The sequence below is a fragment of the Candidatus Methylospira mobilis genome, assembly GCF_009498235.1.
Taxonomy (GTDB): domain Bacteria; phylum Pseudomonadota; class Gammaproteobacteria; order Methylococcales; family Methylococcaceae; genus Methylospira; species Methylospira mobilis.
On the sequence record NZ_CP044205.1, the window covers coordinates 1876383 to 1896303 of the forward strand.

11 protein-coding genes are annotated in these 19921 nt (G+C 53.3%); 6 read left to right on the top strand and 5 right to left on the bottom strand.

Features of this window, described 5'->3' with window-relative positions; genetic code table 11:
• Positions 1–75: 75 nt before the first annotated feature.
• The 3 genes from F6R98_RS08275 (at position 76) to tmpT (ending at position 3576) form a co-directional block, all read left to right on the top strand.
• Positions 76–951, top strand: coding sequence for an NAD(+) kinase (locus F6R98_RS08275; RefSeq protein ID WP_153248607.1), 876 nt, complete (start codon positions 76–78; stop codon positions 949–951).
• Between the two features lie 2 nt (positions 952–953).
• The gene (gene recN, locus F6R98_RS08280) at positions 954–2645 is read left to right on the top strand and encodes a DNA repair protein RecN (protein ID WP_153248608.1); all 1692 of its coding nucleotides are present in this window, start codon (positions 954–956) and stop codon (positions 2643–2645) included.
• 292 nt (positions 2646–2937) lie between these two features.
• Positions 2938–3576, top strand: coding sequence for a thiopurine S-methyltransferase (gene tmpT / locus F6R98_RS08285; protein ID WP_153248609.1), 639 nt, complete (start codon positions 2938–2940; stop codon positions 3574–3576).
• Between the two features lie 190 nt (positions 3577–3766).
• Here the strand turns inward: tmpT and F6R98_RS08290 are convergent, their stop codons facing one another.
• The 5 genes from F6R98_RS08290 to F6R98_RS08310 all read right to left on the bottom strand — a co-directional run bounded on the left by F6R98_RS08290 (position 3767) and on the right by F6R98_RS08310 (position 10936).
• Positions 3767–4786, bottom strand: coding sequence for an EcsC family protein (locus F6R98_RS08290; protein WP_153248610.1), 1020 nt, complete (start codon positions 4784–4786; stop codon positions 3767–3769).
• 312 nt (positions 4787–5098) lie between these two features.
• Positions 5099–6652, bottom strand: a complete 1554-nt coding sequence (locus tag F6R98_RS08295; RefSeq protein ID WP_153248611.1) for a DUF2235 domain-containing protein — start codon at positions 6650–6652, stop codon at positions 5099–5101.
• A 100-nt stretch (positions 6653–6752) separates the two neighbouring features.
• Positions 6753–8426, bottom strand: a complete 1674-nt coding sequence (locus tag F6R98_RS08300) for a hypothetical protein (RefSeq protein ID WP_153248612.1) — start codon at positions 8424–8426, stop codon at positions 6753–6755.
• Complete coding sequence (locus tag F6R98_RS08305; RefSeq protein WP_153248613.1) at positions 8413–9456, bottom strand: caspase family protein; 1044 nt, start codon at positions 9454–9456, stop codon at positions 8413–8415. Before F6R98_RS08305 ends, F6R98_RS08300 begins: the two co-directional genes overlap by 14 nt.
• Positions 9419–10936, bottom strand: a complete 1518-nt coding sequence (locus F6R98_RS08310) for a hypothetical protein (RefSeq protein ID WP_153248614.1) — start codon at positions 10934–10936, stop codon at positions 9419–9421. Before F6R98_RS08310 ends, F6R98_RS08305 begins: the two co-directional genes overlap by 38 nt.
• A gap of 366 nt (positions 10937–11302) precedes the next feature.
• On the opposite strand from F6R98_RS08310, the gene F6R98_RS08315 reads away from it, so the two are divergent.
• From F6R98_RS08315 to F6R98_RS08325, 3 genes are all read left to right on the top strand, one after another.
• The gene (locus F6R98_RS08315; RefSeq protein ID WP_153248615.1) at positions 11303–15826 is read left to right on the top strand and encodes an NACHT domain-containing protein; all 4524 of its coding nucleotides are present in this window, start codon (positions 11303–11305) and stop codon (positions 15824–15826) included.
• A 255-nt stretch (positions 15827–16081) separates the two neighbouring features.
• Complete coding sequence (locus F6R98_RS08320; protein ID WP_228125229.1) at positions 16082–16663, top strand: superoxide dismutase; 582 nt, start codon at positions 16082–16084, stop codon at positions 16661–16663.
• 373 nt (positions 16664–17036) lie between these two features.
• Positions 17037–19910 carry a ribonucleoside-diphosphate reductase subunit alpha gene (locus F6R98_RS08325; protein WP_153248617.1) on the top strand — a complete coding sequence of 958 codons (2874 nt, stop codon included), beginning with the start codon at positions 17037–17039 and terminating at the stop codon, positions 19908–19910.
• Positions 19911–19921 lie beyond the last annotated feature (11 nt).

Sequence of the window (19921 nt, forward strand, 5' to 3'; positions counted from 1 at the left end):
AACCGGGTGCGCATGGAAAGTTTTCCGCGCCTCTCTTTTTTGTTTTATTTGTTTTAACAATCATCGTGTGCTGCCATGTCTGCTGTCTATAAACGGATCGCGTTGATCGGAAAGCCGGATGCGGACCGTATTGCCGAAATACTGCCGCCGCTTTATCACCGCCTGTGTGAACGTGGGTGCGAGGTTGTCGTCGAGCGCGGTTGCGTGCATATCATAGCGGATGCCGCCGGTATTGATATGGAGCAAATAGGGTTGCGTTGCGATTTGGCCATTGTGGTCGGCGGCGACGGCTCGCTGTTGACCGTCGCGCGCACCCTGGCCGAATACCGGATTCCGCTGATAGGCGTTAATCTCGGGCGTCTGGGGTTTCTGGTGGATATTACGCCGGAACATGCCCTAGCCAAGATCGACGAAATGCTGAATGGGCATTACTTTTCAGAGCAGCGCTACTTGTTGCGCGCACGCGTCATACGTGACGGCGAAACCGTATACCAGCAAACCGCGGTCAACGACGTCATCGTGCACAGCTGGAGCGCTACCAGCATGATAGAGCTCGAAACCACCATTAACGGCGCTTTTCTGAATTCGCAGCGCTCCGATGGCCTGATCGTTTCCACGCCGACCGGTTCGACGGCCTATGCGCTGTCGGGAGGCGGCCCGATTCTTCATCCCACGCTCAAAGCCATCGTTCTGGTGCCGATTAACCCGCATACCCTGACCAATCGTCCGATCGTGGTTTCGGATGACAGCGTCATTGATATTGCATTTCGTCCAAGTAAACAATTTCGCGCTCAGATTGCCTGCGATAATATTTCAATACCGGACATAGAGTTGCAGGATAAAATCCGCATTACACGCGATTTGTCTTTCAGTATCCTGCACCCCAACGACTACGATTTTTATGAAATTTTGCGCGCCAAGCTCAATTGGAGCGGCGGCAACAGGAATTAGGCATGTTGAGTAATCTGCGTATCAACGATCTGGCGGTCGTGGAAAAGCTGGATCTGGATTTCGAACAGGGCTTGACCGTTCTGACCGGCGAGACCGGCGCGGGCAAGTCCATACTGCTGACCGCACTGGCGCTGGCGTCAGGTGAGCGCGCCGACGCCGGATTCATCCGTACCGGCGCGGCGCGCTCCGAGATCGAACTCGAATGCCTGTTGCTGGATGCTCTGCCCGCCCGTATGTGGCTGGATGAAAACGATTTGCTGGATCCGGATAACCCTGAAATCTGTCTGATACGCCGTAGTGTAAGCCAGGACGGGCGCTCGAGGGCGTTTGTCAACGGCCGTTCGGTGACTCTGCAGTCCCTGCAGGCGCTTTCGACGCATTTGATAGAAATCCACGGACAGCATGCGCATCTGCGTCTGTTGCAGGCTCAGGAACAGCAGAGGCTGCTGGATGAATATTGCGGGAATCAATCTCTGCTGAAACAGCTTGCCTCGCTGCATCAGCGCTGGCAGGCGGCGCAGCGCGAGCTGGAGCGGCTGCTGCGCGCGCTGCAGGAAAGCGGCGCGCGCGTATCCCTGCTGCGCCATCAGATAGAAGAACTGGAGCAGCATGAGATAGAAAGCCTGGATTACGATCTACTTTCGGCGGAACATGCGTTGCAGGCCAACGTTGAAAAAATTCTGATGGTGGGTCAGGAACAGCTCGACGCGCTGTATGACGACGACACGCACTCGGCCAGCGCTTTGCTGGTCAGGGGAGGGCAGGCCTTGCGCGAACTGGCGCAGCTGGCCGCCGGTTTTGAAGAAACGGTCGGCCTGATCGACGAGGCGCAGATTGCGGTCAAGGAAGTCGGCCATACGCTGGCGCGGCTGCTGGAAAAACTGGACGCCGATCCCGCGCGTTTGAGCTGGCTCGACGAAAAACTGGGCGTGCTGCACCGGCTGGCGCGCAAATATCAAACCCAGCCGCAGGCCTTGCGCGAACAGCTGGCCGAGTTCCGCCAGGAATTGCAGGCGCTGGCGCCGGGCGATGAAAAACAGGCGGAACTGGAAGCCTTGACCGTACGGCTGTTAAGCGAGTACCAGGCTACGGCGGCAAAATTAACCGCGCGCAGAACCGACGGCGCCAGGCGATTGTCCAAAACCATCAGCGGTTTCATCCGCGAGCTGGGCATGCCCCAGGGACAGTTTGTGATCCAGGTGCAGGCGGAAGCGGACGCGGCACCTAAAGCGTCGGGCTGCGACACGATCGAGTTTCTGGTCAGCGCCAATCCGGGCTTGCCGCCGCGCCCGCTGGCCAAGGTGGCTTCCGGCGGCGAGCTGTCGCGCATCAGTCTGGCGATACAGGTCGCCGCCATCGACGTAAAAACCACGCCGACGCTGATTTTCGATGAAGTGGACAGCGGCATCGGCGGCGGCGTCGCCGAAATCGTCGGCCAAAAACTGCGCGCGCTGGCGGCGGGACGGCAGATATTCTGCGTGACCCATCTGCATCAGGTCGCGGTGCAGGGGCATCATCACCTGCGCGTCGAGAAAAAGACCCGTTCCGGACAAACGCAGACGCAGGTGAAAAAGCTTACCGAAAAAGAGCGTGTCGACGAAATCGCGCGCATGCTGGGCGGGGTCAAGATCACCGCGCAGACTCTGGCGCATGCAGAGGAAATGTTGACGGTGGCGGCGGAAGGGAATGGTTGATTTATCCGGCTGAAAGGTGCTTATTCGGCTACCTGCTCCGAGCCTGTGAGGGGCGCGGTATATATCTACACATAATCTTTTCTTGTGGGGGCGCAAGCGGGGATTCGCGAAGCATGCTTCGCGAATCCCCGTAGCCGGGTTATAGTGCAAGGCAAGGGGAGGATGGGGCGTTTCTTGTCGAGACACGCGATTGCGTCGGTCTATTTTCGGCTTCGAGGGCGCAATAGGCTGCTATATGCCGCAGCATTCATAGCTTTATCTGTAAGTAATCGTGCTCGGGAGATCATTCGTCATGGATGCAGGTTTCTGGCGAAAAAGGTGGGGAAACAATGAAATTGCTTTCCACGAAAGTGAAGCCAACCCACTACTGGTCAAATACTTCAAAGCGCTTTCTTTAGCGGAAGGCGGTCGTGTATTTGTACCCTTGTGCGGTAAGACTCTTGATATTGCCTGGCTCCTTTCCAATGGCTTTCGCGTTGCTGGAGCTGAATTGGTCGAGACGGCTATTAAGCAACTATTTATGGAGCTCAGGGTGGAGCCAAAAATATCGGCAGATGGTAAACTGAAACAGTACAGCGCAAAAAATATCGACATATTGGTTGGTGATATCTTTGCAATATCCAGCACGATGCTTGGCCCGGTCGACGCAATTTACGACAGGGCGGCTTTGGTTGCCCTTTTCGAAGAAATGCGCCATCGATACGCAGCGCACTTAATGGATATTACGGATAAAGCGCCGCAGTTGCTGCTTACCTACGAGTATGATCAAAACTTGATGGAAGGCCCCCCTTTTTCAATCAGTAACGAGGAAGTAAATCAACACTACCGAGACAGTTATGATTTAACTCTCATAACAAGCAAAAATATCTCCGGTGGATTGAAGGGTAAATGTCCTGCAACAGAAAATGTTTGGCTGCTAAAAAGAGGTTAATACAGGTATCATTCAAGCGCTCCAGGCACGGGCCGCTTAATTTATCAATAAATTCCATGCTTAACCGTTCGACAGCATCGCAAAGGCCGGAGCGCCAGCCTTTATGATCCTGATTTATTATGTTTAATCAATCAATTAGACATATCCCGGCAGCTTATTACTCTTAGACTCAAAACTGGTTGCTGCAGAGTCATGCGGAATGGCGTGCTCTCAGCTGCTCGCGCGCAAGCGATGCGGCAACATACCCGTCTCTGCCTCCGTCGCGTAACCCAATCCTTATCGGGCGCGGCAGGATCAGCGCACCGGCGTCGCCAATCGCCACCGCGGGCAGCGTCAGAACGAAAGCGGAGCCGTAACTGCCGACATAGATCATCTCTCTGCCCAGATAATACGCATCGCGCTGCACCGAATGACGGTGTGCTTCCGCCGCGGGCGGTATCCGTTTTACTTTACCCTGGGCGCGCAAGCGGCGCTCCTGGAATACGCGCCGCGCGGCGATATCCAGGCGGTGCGATTCCATAGAGTTGATTGCGAAAGAAGCGAAGTCTCCGAAAATCGGTATCGCTTCCCAGATCACGTCTTCGACCAGATTCTCCATCAGATCCTCGGCCATCGCGTCGAATCCGGCGTCCGGCCTGTCTTGCCGCAGACGTTTCGACCTGGTCTCCACCAGTTCATAGAGACGCTGTCTCAGCGCCTGACGGCGTTCGGGGTCGTCGATGGTGGAAAGCTCCATGATGCCCAGAATATAGAGCATATCTTCCGGCGATTTCAGGCTGAAACCGTAGCAGTGTCCGATACGCACCACGGAATGCAGCGATGCCTGCAGGGTCAGCGGCAGCGCGGCGAGTTCGGTGGGAAGGCCGCCCAGACCGGATGCCGTGCCGCGTATCATGGCCTCGCGTTCCGCTTTGACGCTGACTCTGTCGGCCAGACGATCGCAGACTTCGAGCGGTTTGTGATAGAGGTCTTTAATTCCGGCAACGCCTGCTCTTCTGGCAATCTCGCGAGCATCGTGTTCGGTGTTCAGATGTTTGGCCAGCCGGGTCAGTAATGAGGGTAGCTTCGTTTCGTGCACCATCGTGCCAGCTACTTTTCGTAGCGGAACGCGTAGCCTATTGAATACCTGGCCGGCATGGCTCGGCAGCTCCGCCTTCCAGGCTGCTATCTGTTCGATCTGGGTTTTTTCGTAGAATGTAAGCTTGCTCATTTAGCTTCCAGGTTTTATTGCGGATTGGCGTAGACTGAGTCAAGACTGATGATAACAGTTTTCTACATACCTGCATTACCCGGAAGGCGGGAGTTGTCCGTTTTTTCTGGAAGCTGTTTATTCTTTTCTCAAAAATCGTGGACAGCTTCCTAAGGCTCTGTTGACATAGCGTAATTTTTGAATCAAAGAGTTAGCGTCATGCCGTCAGAGCCTGCCCCGGACTCGATCCGGAGGAATGACGGTTTTTCTTTTTCTATCAATCATAACTAATTGATATATTTATTTTAATTTTCACGGAAACGTCAACAGAACCTAGCTTATCCGTGTTATCTTCAAAGTGACAGCGCCGCTGTTGTTGCGATAGAATCCGAAGGTATCGTTTGCGAAACAAAGAAGCTCTCCCTCACGTTGAGGCGTAAACGGCGCCTCGGCATACTTTCCTGCGCCAAGCACATGCATTTTGCCGTTCGAGCAGGTTTTCCCCACCGCGCCTATCAATACAAACCAGTTTGCCGTGCGGCAGCGGCGGCTCCATTTGAACCAGGACATCCAATGTTTTCCCGGGTAATTTTCGTACCCATCGGGGGGTGATTGGTAATCGCTGTCGCACCATGTTCCGCTGGCTTCGAAATGAAACGATTGTCCGGGCTTGACGAGAACGCCGCTATGATTCCAATACTGCGCCGCACAAATCGATACTTGAACGGTTTCGTTTATATCCAATTCACGCGCCGGATTATTGCGCGGACAATAACAAGGCTGATTTATCGCCAGTTTTTTCTTCGCGCACTCCGATAAATCCTCAGGGTCGTCTATAGGGCGCACATAGTCTCCGTTAAAGCGGAGATGGTCGAGCAGCGGCCTGTCGCTTGCCGGAAACACGGAGCGGATTACCATGCCGGGCAATTTTACAAATAAAACCGTCGCAATCCGATAGAAAATTGTCTGGGAATCGTCGATATCTTTAGACAAATCCGGCGCAAACGGCGGATCGACAAGCATGCCGAGATCGATATTCAAACCGCGTGCGGCCGCCTTGTCCGCCATCCAGGCAAGGGAGCAATCCGAAAGACCCTGATCGGCATATCCGCCTCCCACATTCGAGTGAACTCCGGGAAACCATTTCTGCTCGTATAGAAAAACGCCTGTGCTGTCCTTGTTGAGCTGATTTCTTTCTCGATGCGTTTGATTAAGCGTCCATAACGTCGGGCGGAACGGCCAACGTCTTTCATCAATGGCCAGGGCATGATAAGCGCTTTCAATGCTGGAGCTAAGCAGGACGTCATGGAAGTTGCATTTGAAAAGTTTGTTTACTATCCAGCCCGGCACCAGGCCGAAAGGCGCTCCCAAAGCGCCGACGGTATCCCACACGCCGAGAAACCATATGGTTTCGTTTTGATGGGTGTTTTCTGCGCGGAACGCTTTCGATTGATCGGAATTCGGATGCCATTCATCGCTGGTATCTTTGTAGCAATCATAAGCCTTGTTGATCAAGTGCAGCTTTTCTCTTTTCAATATCCCCATATTGCGGATCAGTCCCGCAATACTTCTCGCGGTATACGCGCCGCGGCTGAATCCGAACAAGAATATCCTGTCGCCCGGTTCGTAATTGCTGATAATAAAAGCGTATGCGTTCTTGATATTATCGGAAATGCCATAGCCGAAACCGCCGCCGCTGAGCCTTTCCATCCGGCGCGTACCGACGCCTTCGATATAGTGAACGATTTGCGGGTTATTGTTTCGGTCAGCGGGCAACGTAGCCTCAAAAAGACTCAGGACATTCGTCGGGCATGGATGTCCATCCACCGTTGTCCGATCCACACGATTCCAGGTTCCGTCGCAAAATACCACCAGATTTTTTGTCATTTTAATTCTCCCGGTATGATCTTTTTATCACGAGATAGAACGGTTGATACGATGTGGGGCGTTTGAAGCTCCCCGGTTATCCCTGAAAAATAATCGTCTCTCAATTTTGCAGTATTTTTAATGCGCGTAATTCGTTTATAACGGTAACCCTGGGTAACCGAAGACGCTCGGCGATCTCGGTAACAGGGTCGTTTTCGAAGCGGTCACTATCGCGCAGCGCTTCGAGAAAAGTTGAGCCCAACCTCGATCCGGTCAGCGTCACCTGCATATCGGAAGTATTTGTGTCGATATCGGCCGGAAGCTCTTCCGAGGAAAGGTATCGAAAAGCCGGTGTCGGGTCTGTTGCGAGAATATTGGCAGTTACTGCCGAAAGATTTTTTGAAACGCCTGGTGCCGGCGTCCCCCCCAAAACACGAAAGCCTGATCCGGCGACGGATCGGGTATCGGCATTATCCCTGTTCGTTTGCCCTGCAGGCTGTTCCAGCGGCTGCTTCGCTACATCCTCGCCTGCCTCCGGTCTTTCTTGCCTGATTCGTCCTGGGAAGTGTTTCAACAGCTTTTTCAGCGCATCGTTTACATCCGACCTTTCCTGATTCCCGATAAAGCGAGGATATTCCGCCTCGCCGCGCCAGACGAGCCACGGGCGGCTTGCCGTTACATGGGGCCCTACCCAGGCGGTCAGGCTATCTTCTCTCACTGCATATTCATCGGCTGCCGTTTTTTCTGCAATGATAGCCCAGCTCGATTTCAACATCGGCGGACTATCGATGGGCAGACAACTGCGATCGCCTAACCAGAGTTGCAGCGCTTTCACATCGGGGTGGCCGGGTACCATCTGCTCGAGTTTTTCCGTAACCGCCGTCAATAGCCGCAAATCGGACTCGGCTGAGGCTCCTAACCTCGTCAGGTGGGCAGCAAAAATAACCAGCATTGGGTTTTCTATCCGCTCTTTGCAGGATGTTTCGAGAATTTGACGAAGCATTATCGGGCGTTCGGCAATGAGGCAGGTACGCGCCATTTCCAGGGCGCGAACAGCCTTAGACGCTGCGTCCGAGGTTATATCGGTTCCCGGAAGAAGCATCGCGATGGAGGCGCGCGATAAATCGAATTTCCGGCGTGACCGCTGATCGGACGGCGGTTCCGATTTACTGGCGGAATCCCGTTCCGGGTATTCCAAATAGACCCTGGTTTCGAATCCTTCACTGACCCACAGCATCATTTCAATAGCCCCAGCCCCATTTTTTCCGCTGGATTGAAGGATATAGCCTCCGGAAGCCAGTTTGATCGAGAAACCTGTGATCGGTTCCCGCTTGCCCTCTGTAACCGGTTTATCCGGACTGATCAAACGGGTTTTTGCTCCGCTGCAGGCGTAGAGGGAAAGTGCGCCGTCTCGAGCGCTATCGGGATTTGAGCCCCGTACGAATACCGAAATAACCCCTTCGCCCTGCTCAGGTACAGGCACATTCGAAATCAGACGGCTTTCCGCTTCGAGCACCTCCGGCACCGGGGCAGCAAGTACGGGAATAGCCGAGTCAAAGACGAGCGTTTCCGGCTGAATGTTCACTACGGACTGCTCCGGCACGGCAATAAATCTCTCGGCAACCGAGTCGCCTATCCGCGTTTTGACCAGATAGCGTCCGGCTTGAAGCGCCGTTTCGATTTTGCGAATGCCGGATTCGACTTTATTAAAGCGTCCGTCTACGACTATGATCTCAACCATGTCGTTGCCGGCATCGATAACGACGCGATATTTCAGGGATTCAGTATTCGACATCGGTATTTTCCCAGGCGACGCAAATCGGTTTATCAGCGCAGCCGTTGCGGCGCAGAAAATAAAAACCGGGGGTCACATCCCGCTGCAATGGCCCGGTTGCCAAATCCTTTCGTGCGATTTCCTGATTGTTTAAACCATCGATCAGTAATGTCTGTCCAGCCGATGCGCCTGCCTTTTGTGTTACGGTTAAACGGGTGCTGCGATCGATTGCCTGAGCGATAGAAAACAGCATGGCCTGGTCGCTGCAATTGATCTCGGGCGAACTCCCCAGCTTTTGTTGAACGGCATTAATCATATACGACTTGAGATAATCGCAGCGGACATCCCTGTTTCTTGCAGCAAATCCATTAACCCCCGATAAAAATGCATTTGTTAACACGCCGCCGGGTTTATTGTTGAACTGCAGCTCTTTGGTTTTGCTTCCAACCTGGCAGGGATAGGCTTCGAACCAGCGTACTTGTTCCGCATTGGGATTGGTTGCGGGTTTACGGGCAAAAAATACGTCGGGTGCAAAGCTGATCAGTTCGCGGCAGGTGTCCGCAATCAGAACCACCTCTCTGAATAATGAATAGCTGCGCACGTACTCGGCCAGCGCCCGCACTGGAATCGCTTCCCCGAGGTTGTTGGCCCAGGCATTGGCCATGAAAATCGCTGTATTTCCGGTTGTATGGTATCCGTGGCCGGCAAAAAACAGATACAAACGGGCTCCGAGCGGAAAATCCACTTGCTGTGGACCGCCATCAAAAATCAACTGATCCACCCACTCATAGATCTGACTCATTATCGGCCGCGCCCGAACATAGTTGTCGGGACGTCCGTTCGAATTGCAGACTGTAGTGGTCAGTTTGGTGATATCCGACGGGGCGAGTTCACCCCCGGCGGCAGACTGCAGCCACTGTTCCATGGCGGATACATCATTCTCGGGGCCGTCCAGACTTCCGAGTCCGGGATAGCAGTTTATGCCGACCAGTAACGCGCGCGCCCGCATGATGTCAAAAAGCGCCGGACGAAAGAATTTCCCGAATGGCATCCACGGTCGAATTACGTATGCCGTTCAGCATTATGGCATGCCCAAAATCACCGTGGGAACGCGCGTTGGCGCACAGTTTTTTATTCGGGCCGGAACAGACGGACCAGCATACCCGGTCAGTTCCCGGTGCGGTGACATAACTGCGTAGCGTGTTCACGTCAACGTTGTTTCCATTCCAGACGTGCGGATTATAAAAGCGCTGCATGCCGACAATGGGGCTATCCACATCCGGCTCGAGTACGCCTGAAATCAAATACAGCAGGGATCTCGGATAAAACCAGCCAAGCCCGCCGCCCTTGTTGTTGAGACGAACGAGAATGTCGCTGCATTCATTTTGATCGGTCATCGTATACATGCGGAAATCGCCGACCAAATCCCCGGCGCTGTTCAGTGCGTCGGCGAAAAGATCGAAACGTGCGGCAGGCGCAAGAAAAATCACGCCGAACGCTGACTTGATGTTGCGTTTTACCGCCGCTGACAGCAGTTCGGAGATAAAAATCGATCCGGCGCTATGTCCAACCAGCAGAACCTTTTTATCGGATGGCAGTTGTCCAATTTCTTCGAGCAATGCTGAGCCGCCGTATTGTTGTGCATCGCCCTGAAACGCCTCATGCGCATAGCTTTTTATTTGCGTCCAGACGCCGGCGCCGACAGTCGCCAGATAAAACGCGCGCAGTATTTCCTCCACAGCGGTTGCGTGCAGCCCATGATCTTTTTTTTCAAGGAAACGAAAGATGACTAGTTTGACTATGCCAAGAACGCGCAAGGCGATTTCCAGGGGAATTCCCCGCATGCTGGCAGCGCTTGCCGCAAGATTGTCCAGAACCATCGGGTCCATGGCACTTTTTTTCGGCTGCACCCGCATATCGGAAAAAACGGCGCGAGTCGTATCATCGGTACTTGCGACATGCGCATTGATGGCGGCCTGAATTGCGCCCGTCAACCGCGTATCCTGGGTGAACGCGACCTGCAACTGCTGCTCCTGCAGCGGCGTCAGCGGTTCGAGCCCCTGGAAGTCAATGTCCGCCAACGGCAGCGCTATATCCCCTATCCCTTGCGCGCTATCGAGAAGGTCTGAAACAAGGAAAGTCCCCGGTAGATAATCCAGAGTCATGCCGCGGTTGCCGCCTGCTTCCCTGGTTTTGGCCCATACCGCGCTAAGCACGCGATCCAGGATAATCTGAAAAACGGTATCTCCGGCAATATCCAGCCAGTTTCGCTCCAACACCTCCCAAAGCCCGGTTTCCCAGATCGGGAAGAGACAGCCGGTTTGTGTGGAGGCGTACTGCTGGTTGAGATCAATGGCGTTTTGAATACCGGAGGCCTGATTTACCAGGCCTCCGTGAAAATGTATGAGCAGCGCGTTTTTAGCGGCATCGTTCCTGAAATCGCTAAAAATATCGGCAAGCTGCTGACGGCTGGTTCCGGCAAACTTGCCTTCAACCAGATCCATCATATAAGTGGGTTCCAGTCCGCGCATAATTACCACTCCGCCACATGTCATGAAAATTGATGAGCATTAGACCTTAATGCCTGCTGATAACAGGAATCCGGCTGCTCGTTATGTATTGACAGAATAGCGCAAGAGCGGCAAGAAACAACCTGTCAAAATTGACAGTTAGCGTATAGTTGCGGTATTTGGTTACTGTCATCAGCAGTTTTTACTTGAGAAAAAAAGACTCAGTATTCATTCGATAGGCTGTCTTTATCCTTTTCGTTTGGCAATGCTTCATTGACCTTCGCATGATCCGTTTCAAACTATACATCGTCACTTTGGATAGACGATAGTACACTTGCAACATCTTTTCTCGCCAGTTTATAAACCAACAAGCGGATTCCAGACTGTATGACATTTCCCGGCGGCGCTTCGGGCAAACTAGGCAACCGTTACGAGCAGTGGTGGACGGTTTCGCAACTAATCGACATGTTGCATGGATCTGCCAGTAGCATTCGTATAGAAGATCCGGGCGTTGAAAAAGCAGAATTTGTGCTGACTCGCAACGGAGTTCACGAGCTGCATCAGGCAAAACGTAGTCATCCCGACGGTAAGTGGAGTCTGGCTACGCTCGGAAATAAATCAACGGAACTATTGCAAGCCATATATAAAGCGCTAAGCGGAAACGATGCACGCTTTGTTTTTGTATCCAGCAGTGATAGTCCTGAGCTTCGCGAGTTGACGGAGCGTGCGCGAGATGCGGAATCCGTATCGGAGTTCAAAGCGCTATTTTTAGCCGCGACGAAACAGGACGAAAAATTCAAGAAGCTTTTGATCTGCTGGGGAACCCCATCGGAAGAGCACGCCCATGATGTCTTGCGGCGCATTGAAGTGCGTTCCATAGACGAAGCGAGCCTCAAAGATCGAGTCAAATGGGGCGCTACAGCTTTGTTTCTTCAGAAATCAGCTGATGTATGCAATGCCCTTTACCTCATAGCACTCGATTCCGTTCACCAATCCATTACCCGCAATCAGCTCATCACCCTGCTTAAAAATCAAGGATATTTATTGCGCGCGGTAACACCGGAGACGGCTCCGGCCATCGTGACCCAGGTTACGGATAAATTCCTGGAAAATAAACGTAAATCGTTGATTGGCGATAAGCTAATTTTGCGGGAGGCAACGCGAACCCTATTGCAACGTATCGAGGGTAGTGAACAAGGCGCCGATCATGTTTTAACCGGCAAAGCTGGAGTTGGAAAAAGCGGCTGTGTAATCGAGCTGGTTCAGGCTTTACGCGAGCGCGAAATTCCGGTATTGGCGTTCCGGCTGGACAATCTGGAGCCGGTGACGACGACGAAAGAACTGGGTTGCAAACTCGATCTCGAAGAATCGCCCGCTTTACTGCTTGCCTCGGTTGCCGAATCGCAGCAAGCGGTGTTGGTAGTCGACCAACTTGACGCCGTATCGACGACTTCAGGACGCAATGCCGATTTTTTCGATGCGGTCGAAGCGCTGATGCTGGAAGTGCGTGCGTTGCGCGTTCGTCATAATCTGCATGTCGTATTGGTGTGTCGGGATTTTGATTTTGAAAACGATCATCGGCTGCGCCAACTGTTATCGGCTCAGGACGCCAGGATTGCCGTTAGCCCATTCACTCTCGACGAAGTCAAGGCAGTGCTATTATCTGGCCATTTTCGTTTCGAACTGTTTCATCCGAGACAATTGAAGTTGTTGAGACTGCCGCAAAATCTCGCATTGTTTCTAAGCGCGCGCGTCGATCCGGCTGTCGCTCCGGCGTTCAATACAGCAAAGGAGCTGTTTGATAATTATTGGGAAACCAAATATGAAGCGGTAAATAGGCGCTCCAAATCATCGCACGATCAATGGTTGGATGTTATTCGTCTCTTGTGCGAAGAAATGACGCGTACACAGCAATTGTCGATTATAAAAGAAAAACTGGACCCATTTAAAAACTACGCTACGCAAATGGCCTCGGAAGGCGTTCTGAGCTTCGACGGTAAACGCTACGGTTTCGGTCATGAAAGTTTCTTCGATTACTGCTTTGCCCGCCTGTTCATATCCAAAGAGCAGAGTTTTGTCGAATATTTACCGAGACGAGAGCAGCAGCACCTTTTTTACCGCGCACAGCTTCGTCAGGTACTGGCTTATATTCGGGATTCCGACCCTCATCGATACTGTACTGAGTTACAAAAACTGCTGACTGATCAACAGATACGCATACATCTGAAAGACCTCGCGTTGGCTCAGGCGCTGACGATGCCCGATCCGAACAATGACGAATGGACGGTGCTGGAGCCTTGGTTTACACGGAAATTAACCGCGCTGGCACAAGGCGAGGAAAGCTGCGACAAGCTATCCGAACTGGTTTGGCGCTATTTTTTCGGATCGGATTCCTGGTTTTATCTGGCCGACCGGCGCGGTCTTGTTTCGGGCTGGCTGGCATCCGCCAACGAAAACCTGATCGATATGGCCGTGAAATACTTAGCTCTACACCAACGCCATGCCGGAAATCGCGTAGCTGAATTGCTGGAGCCGTATGTAGGAAAAGAAGGGCTATGGAAAGATCGGCTACGCCATCTGATGGAAGCTGTTCGAATTGAAAATAGCAGACCGCTTTTCAATCTGTTTCTTCGGCTGCTTGATGACGGTACTCTGGATGGGACAAAAGACCGTCACGTTTCAAATGGGACGTTTTGGAGCATGCTCTACATAACAGCGAATGCTCAACCGACTTGGGTGCCGGAAATCATGGCGCATTGGTTGACGCGTAGGGCGCTGCTGTTATGGCAAAAAGCAAAAGAAGATGGAGAGGAGGCTTGTTGGCATAACCTGTTCGGATACGATGAGTTTGCAGAAAAGCACTTTCATAACGCGGCGGCTCAAGCGCCTGAAGTATTCATTCAACACGTATTGCCGGTCGTGTTGGAAATAATAACCAGTTCTACGATGTATATCGACAACAACCCTCCGCCACGACGTAGCGCTGTCTGGCCTATTCTGATTAAGACACATGGATACGAGACAATCGATAGCGCTTACCTTTCCTCGCTTGTTAGCGCTTTGGCGACGCTTGCTCAGCAAGGACCAGATAAGCTCAGTGATGTTGTTGCCGGGCTCAGGCAGCACGAGAGCTACATTGCCAACTATTTGTTGCTATCGTTGTATGCTGCTGGAGCCGTGCATTTTGCCGACGAGGCTGCCGGCTTGTTGAGTAGCGAGTCGTGGCGTTTCGATTGTGGATACAGCGACAGTCCATATTGGGTGGCGATGCAAACCATTCGCGCTGTATTCCCGCTATGTTTGCCAGAGAATCGCAAAAAGCTCGAAGAGGCGATTGTAAATTACCGTCCGGAAAGCGAGCGCAAAGCCGGAAGAGGCAGCAGCTTTGGTCTGGCAAGCTTTTCTCTGCTGTCTGCAATACCAGCCGAGTTGTTTGGTTCCAGAACACGACAGCGCTTTGCCGAACTGCAACGAAAATTTCCCGAGTCGGATGAGGCGCCACACGGTGTTCGTGTATATTGCGTTGGTTCTCCGATAGAATCGATGGCCGCAAATAAAATGACCGATCAGCAATGGTTGAAAGCAATTGCAAAATACGATTCGGAAGAGCGTTTGGATTGGCATAGGCCGGAGAAGGGTGGCGCCATCCAACTCGCCCAGCAATTGGGTACGCTGGTTAAGTCAAAGCCGGAGCGCTTTGCTCGTTTAAGCCTGCAATTCCCTGCCGGAACAAATCCCGTTTATATTGGCTGCGCGCTCGATGGTTTAAAAGGAACGGCGGTAACGACTGAATTGAAGTTGGCGGTTTGTCGTAAAGCTTATGAAGAGTCGAGAGAAGAATGCGGAAAATCCATAGCCGATTTACTCGGGAGTATTGAAGATATTCTGCCGGATGACGCGCTGGAAATGCTCTCTTGGCTGGCGACAGAACATTCCGATCCGGCTACAGAGCTGTGGAACGAGCAGTCGTCAAGCGGGCAGTTATATTACAACGGCGATATGCTCGGGCACGGCGTCAACACCGTGCGCGGACGCGCTGCCAGGGCGATTCGTGATCTGGTTAACAGGCATGCCGGTTACATATCCCGGCTTCTTCCAACTATTGAGCGTATGCTTAACGATGCCAGCGTCGCGGTAAGTTCATGTGTAGCGTTGGTTTTGGTTGCTGTTTCGAATCATGATATGCCGCTGGCGCTCAGGTTACTGCCTACATTGATTGAAAAGGACGAGCGCCTGCTTGCTATCGTAGATGTTAGACGCACCATTTCTTTTGCGCTCCAGGAGCATTTCGACACGGTTCGGCCATTGGTCGAAACCATGCTGCGCTCCTCGCATACCGGCGTCGCTCATGCCGGTGCTTCTCTTGCCGCTTGGGCCGCGTTAAAACACGAAGGCGCTGAGTCATTAGCCGATGAAGCATTATCAGGGAATTTTGCGCAACGGTTGGGCGTTACGCAAGTGGCGGCGGCAAACTTGGGAAATGCCGACGACCGCGCATGGTGCGAGTCGCAACTTTTGAAACTGTTTTATGATGAGGATAGTAGCATCAGGCGGGAAGCCGCGTATTGTTTTTCCCAGATCAAAGACGAATCGCTGGAAACCTACGAAGACCTGGTCAGGGCTTTCTGCGATAGTTCTGCATACCATGAGCATTCATTTCCTCTTATCTACACGCTGGAAAATTCGCAATATTGGCTTCCGGGCATTACTTGTGTTGCTTGTGAAAAACTGTTTGCACGCCCGGAGCAACAGGGGCGGGATGCATTGTCATTAGGTAAGTTGATTTTCCGTACATATCACCAGCATCGACAGGATCAATGGGCGTCGCGTTGTCTCGATTTGATCGATTATTTATGTCTCGATGGCTTGCAGGTTTTTGTTCCTCAGGCGTTTGATGACTATGAACGGTAAAAGCATAAGACCATGAGATTATGATGGAATACCGAGGCTATTTTATCCGTGCAAATACCGAATATATGGAGTTACTATTAGCTGCGCGTCGCCTACCCCTCCTTAGTATAGAGGTTGATTATGAACAAAACTGACAGCAACAACCCCGCGTTCCGGCTTGATCGCCGCGGTTTTCTCATCGCGTCCGCCGGCAGCGTTGCCTTGTTAGCAACGGGCGGGCTTTCCAGAAGCGCGCAAGCCGCTGCGCTCCACGTCCTGCCGCCGCTCCCTTATGCCGAAAATGCATTGGAACCGGTCATCAGCGCCAATACCATCGGTTTTCATTACGGAAAACATCACAAAGGGTATGTGGACAATCTGAACAAGCTTGTCGCGGGAACCGAATACGCCGATCTGACCCTGGAAAAAATTATCACCGCGACGGCGGGACGGGCGGATAAAGCCGCGATCTTCAACAATGCGGCGCAGATATGGAATCACACGTTCTATTGGAACAGTTTGAAACCGAAGGGAGGCGGAGAGCCGCCTGCCGCATTGAAGCAAAAAATTGAGGCGTCCTTCGGGAGCGTTGACGCCTGCAAAAAGGAGCTTGCCGCCGCGGCCGTTTCGCAGTTCGGCAGCGGGTGGGCGTGGCTGGTTCTCGATGGCGACAGGCTCAAGGTTATCAAGACCGCCAATGCCGATACTCCTTTGACAACGGGCATGAAACCGCTGCTGGCGATAGACGTTTGGGAACATGCCTATTACCTGGATTATCAGAACCGCCGCGCCGATTATGTCAATGCGGTGCTCGACCGTCTGCTCAACTGGGAGTTTGCGTCAACGAACGCCGGCTGATGCCGGATGTTTATGTATAGGCTGCCGGTTAAATTATTTGTGACTATTCAGCCACCCCTGATGAGATGAAGTGGGCGTGAGCCAGCGGAGACCGTCTTGCGGCCTAGATGTCCGCAGACGGTCTTTACGGCGTGTCTCGGTCGGTTTACCCCGCTTCCGACTGCTTCGGTCCTGATTTTTCAACCGCTCTCAGAATAGTTACAATTGCTCAGCAGCATATCCGTGTTAACGGCGGCGCTTGGGGATGCAGTCGGCCGCACACGGCTTATCCACAGGTTCTCTACAGGAAAACACATTATCTAGTGCTTGACTTGTAATTTAGACACAGTCTATAGTGTGGCTACTTTGTACTATAGCCTGGAGATGCCGTCATATGGAAACACAAACCGCACCACTGCGAACTCCGCCTTCCGCTCATTCTTCTCTATCGCATGAAGCGGCTTCCGCGGCCGAGATTCGGGCGGCAGCGCCGGGCGAGGTTCGCGTCATCCGGCGTAACGGTAAAGTAACGGGATTCGACGGCAGCAAAATCAATGTCGCGATCACCAAGGCCTTTCTTGCCGTGGAAGGCAGTCAGGCCGCCGCGAGCCGCCGCATACACGAAACAGTCGCCGAGTTGAGCGGCCAGGTTATCAGTGCGCTGTTCCGGCGCCTGCCTTCAGGCGGCACCATCCATATAGAGGATATTCAGGATCAGGTCGAACTGGCGCTGATGCGTTCCGAGCATCAGAAAGTCGCGCGCGCCTATGTGCTTTACCGCGAAGAGCATGCGCGCCTGCGCGCCGAGAAAGCGCGTGAAAGCGAATCCGCGTCCACGTCTCCGCTCTTGCATGTCAGCCTGGCCGACGGTACGCGGACGGTGTTGAGTGAAGCGCGCATCCGTAAAATTATCGACGAGGCCTGCGAAGGGCTGGCCGGTACCGACGCCAACTGGATATACGAGGAAACGCTGCGCAATCTCTTTGATGGCGTGCCGGAAAAAGATGTTGCTCCGGCGCTGGTAATGACCGCCAGAACCCGTATCGAACAGGAGCCCAATTATTCACAGGTGTCCGCGCGGCTGTTGCTGGACAGCCTGCGTCAGGAAGCCTTGAGCTTTTTGAATAGCGGCAATAACGAAGCAACTCAGGCTGAAATGGCGGATCATTATGCCGAATACCTGATCGACTATGTCAAACGCGGCGTGGAACTGGAGCTTTTGAGTCCGGATTTGCTGAATTACGATCTGGTGCGCCTGGGCGCGGTACTGCAGCCGGAACGCGATTTGCAGTTTACCTATCTCGGGCTGCAGACCCTTTACGACCGGTATTTCATACAGTCCAACGGAAACCGTTTCGAACTGCCGCAGGCCTTTTTCATGCGCGTGGCCATGGGTCTGGCCATCGGCGAGATCGACCGCGAAGAGCGCGCCATCGAATTCTACCGGCTGCTGTCCTCCTTCGATTTCATGTCTTCCACGCCGACGCTGTTCAATGCCGGAACCTTGCGTCCGCAACTGTCGTCCTGCTATCTGACCACGGTGCCGGACCATCTCGACGGCATCTATAGCGCGATCAAGGATAACGCCTTGCTGTCCAAGTACGCGGGCGGGCTGGGCAACGATTGGACGCGGGTGCGCGGCATGGGCTCGCACATCAAGGGCACCAACGGCAAGTCCCAGGGCGTGGTTCCGTTTCTGAAGGTAACCAACGACACCGCTGTCGCCGTTAATCAGGGCGGCAAGCGCAAGGGCGCGGTCTGCGCTTATCTGGAAACCTGGCATATCGATATCGAGGAGTTTCTGGATTTACGCAAAAACACCGGAGACGATCGCCGCCGCACTCACGACATGAATACCGCCAACTGGGTTCCCGATCTGTTCATGAAGCGCGTGGCGGAAGAGGGCGAGTGGACGCTGTTTTCTCCCAACGACGTGGCCGATCTGCACGAGCTGACCGGCGCGGCGTTCGAACAGGCCTATCTGGCTTACGAAGCCAGGGCGGATCGCGGCGAGATTGCGTTGTATAAGCGTCTGCCTGCCTTATCGCTGTGGCGCAAGATGCTGTCGATGCTGTTCGAGACCGGACATCCCTGGATTACCTTCAAGGACCCCTGCAATCTGCGTTCCCCTCAGCAGCATGTCGGCGTGGTGCATAGTTCCAATCTGTGCACGGAAATTACGCTGAATACCTCAGACAACGAGATAGCAGTCTGCAATCTGGGTTCGGTCAATCTGGCGGCTCATGTCGGCGGCGACGGCGTGCTCGATCTGGAAAAGCTGGCGCGCACGGTAAAAACCGCGATGCGTATGCTGGATAACGTTATCGACATCAATTATTACAGCGTGCCGCAGGCGCGGCGCTCGAATTTGCGTCATCGTCCGGTCGGTCTGGGCATCATGGGCTTCCAGGATGCGCTTTACCGGATGCGGGTCGCTTACACTTCCGAGCAGGCTTTGCAATTCGCCGACCGGAGCATGGAGGCGGTCAGTTATTACGCAATACAGGCGTCTACCGATCTGGCTCAGGAGCGCGGCGCCTATTCCACGTTTCAGGGTTCGCTTTGGAGCAAAGGCATATTGCCTATCGATTCGATTCGCTTGCTGGAAGAAGGACGCGGCGGTTATCTGCAGATGGATCGTTCCTCTACACTGGATTGGAACGGCCTGCGCGAGCGCGTGCAGAAAATCGGCATGCGCAACAGCAATACCATGGCGATAGCGCCGACCGCGACCATTTCCAATATCTGCGGCGTGTCGCAATCGATAGAGCCGACCTATCAGAACCTGTTTGTGAAATCGAATCTGTCCGGCGAGTTCACCGTGGTGAATCCTTATCTGGTGGCCGATCTGAAAGCGGCGGACTTGTGGGATGCGGTTATGATCAATGACCTGAAATATTACGACGGCAGCGTACAGGGCATCGAGCGCATTCCGGACGAGATCAAGCAGCTCTACGCCACGGCTTTCGAAATCGATCCGCGCTGGCTGGTCGAGGCGGCGTCGCGGCGGCAGAAATGGATAGATCAGGGGCAGTCGTTGAACCTGTATATGAGCGAGCCCAATGGAAAAAAACTGGATGCGCTTTACAAGCTGGCATGGCTGCGCGGCCTTAAAACCACTTACTACCTGCGTTCCATGGGGGCTACCCATGTCGAGAAAAGCACCTTGACGGAAGGCAAGCTCAATGCGGTGCGGCTCGATGCGATAGACGAAGCCTTGCCCAAGGTTTGTTCTATTCTCGATCCCGAGTGCGAAGCCTGCCAGTAAGAACGGTTACG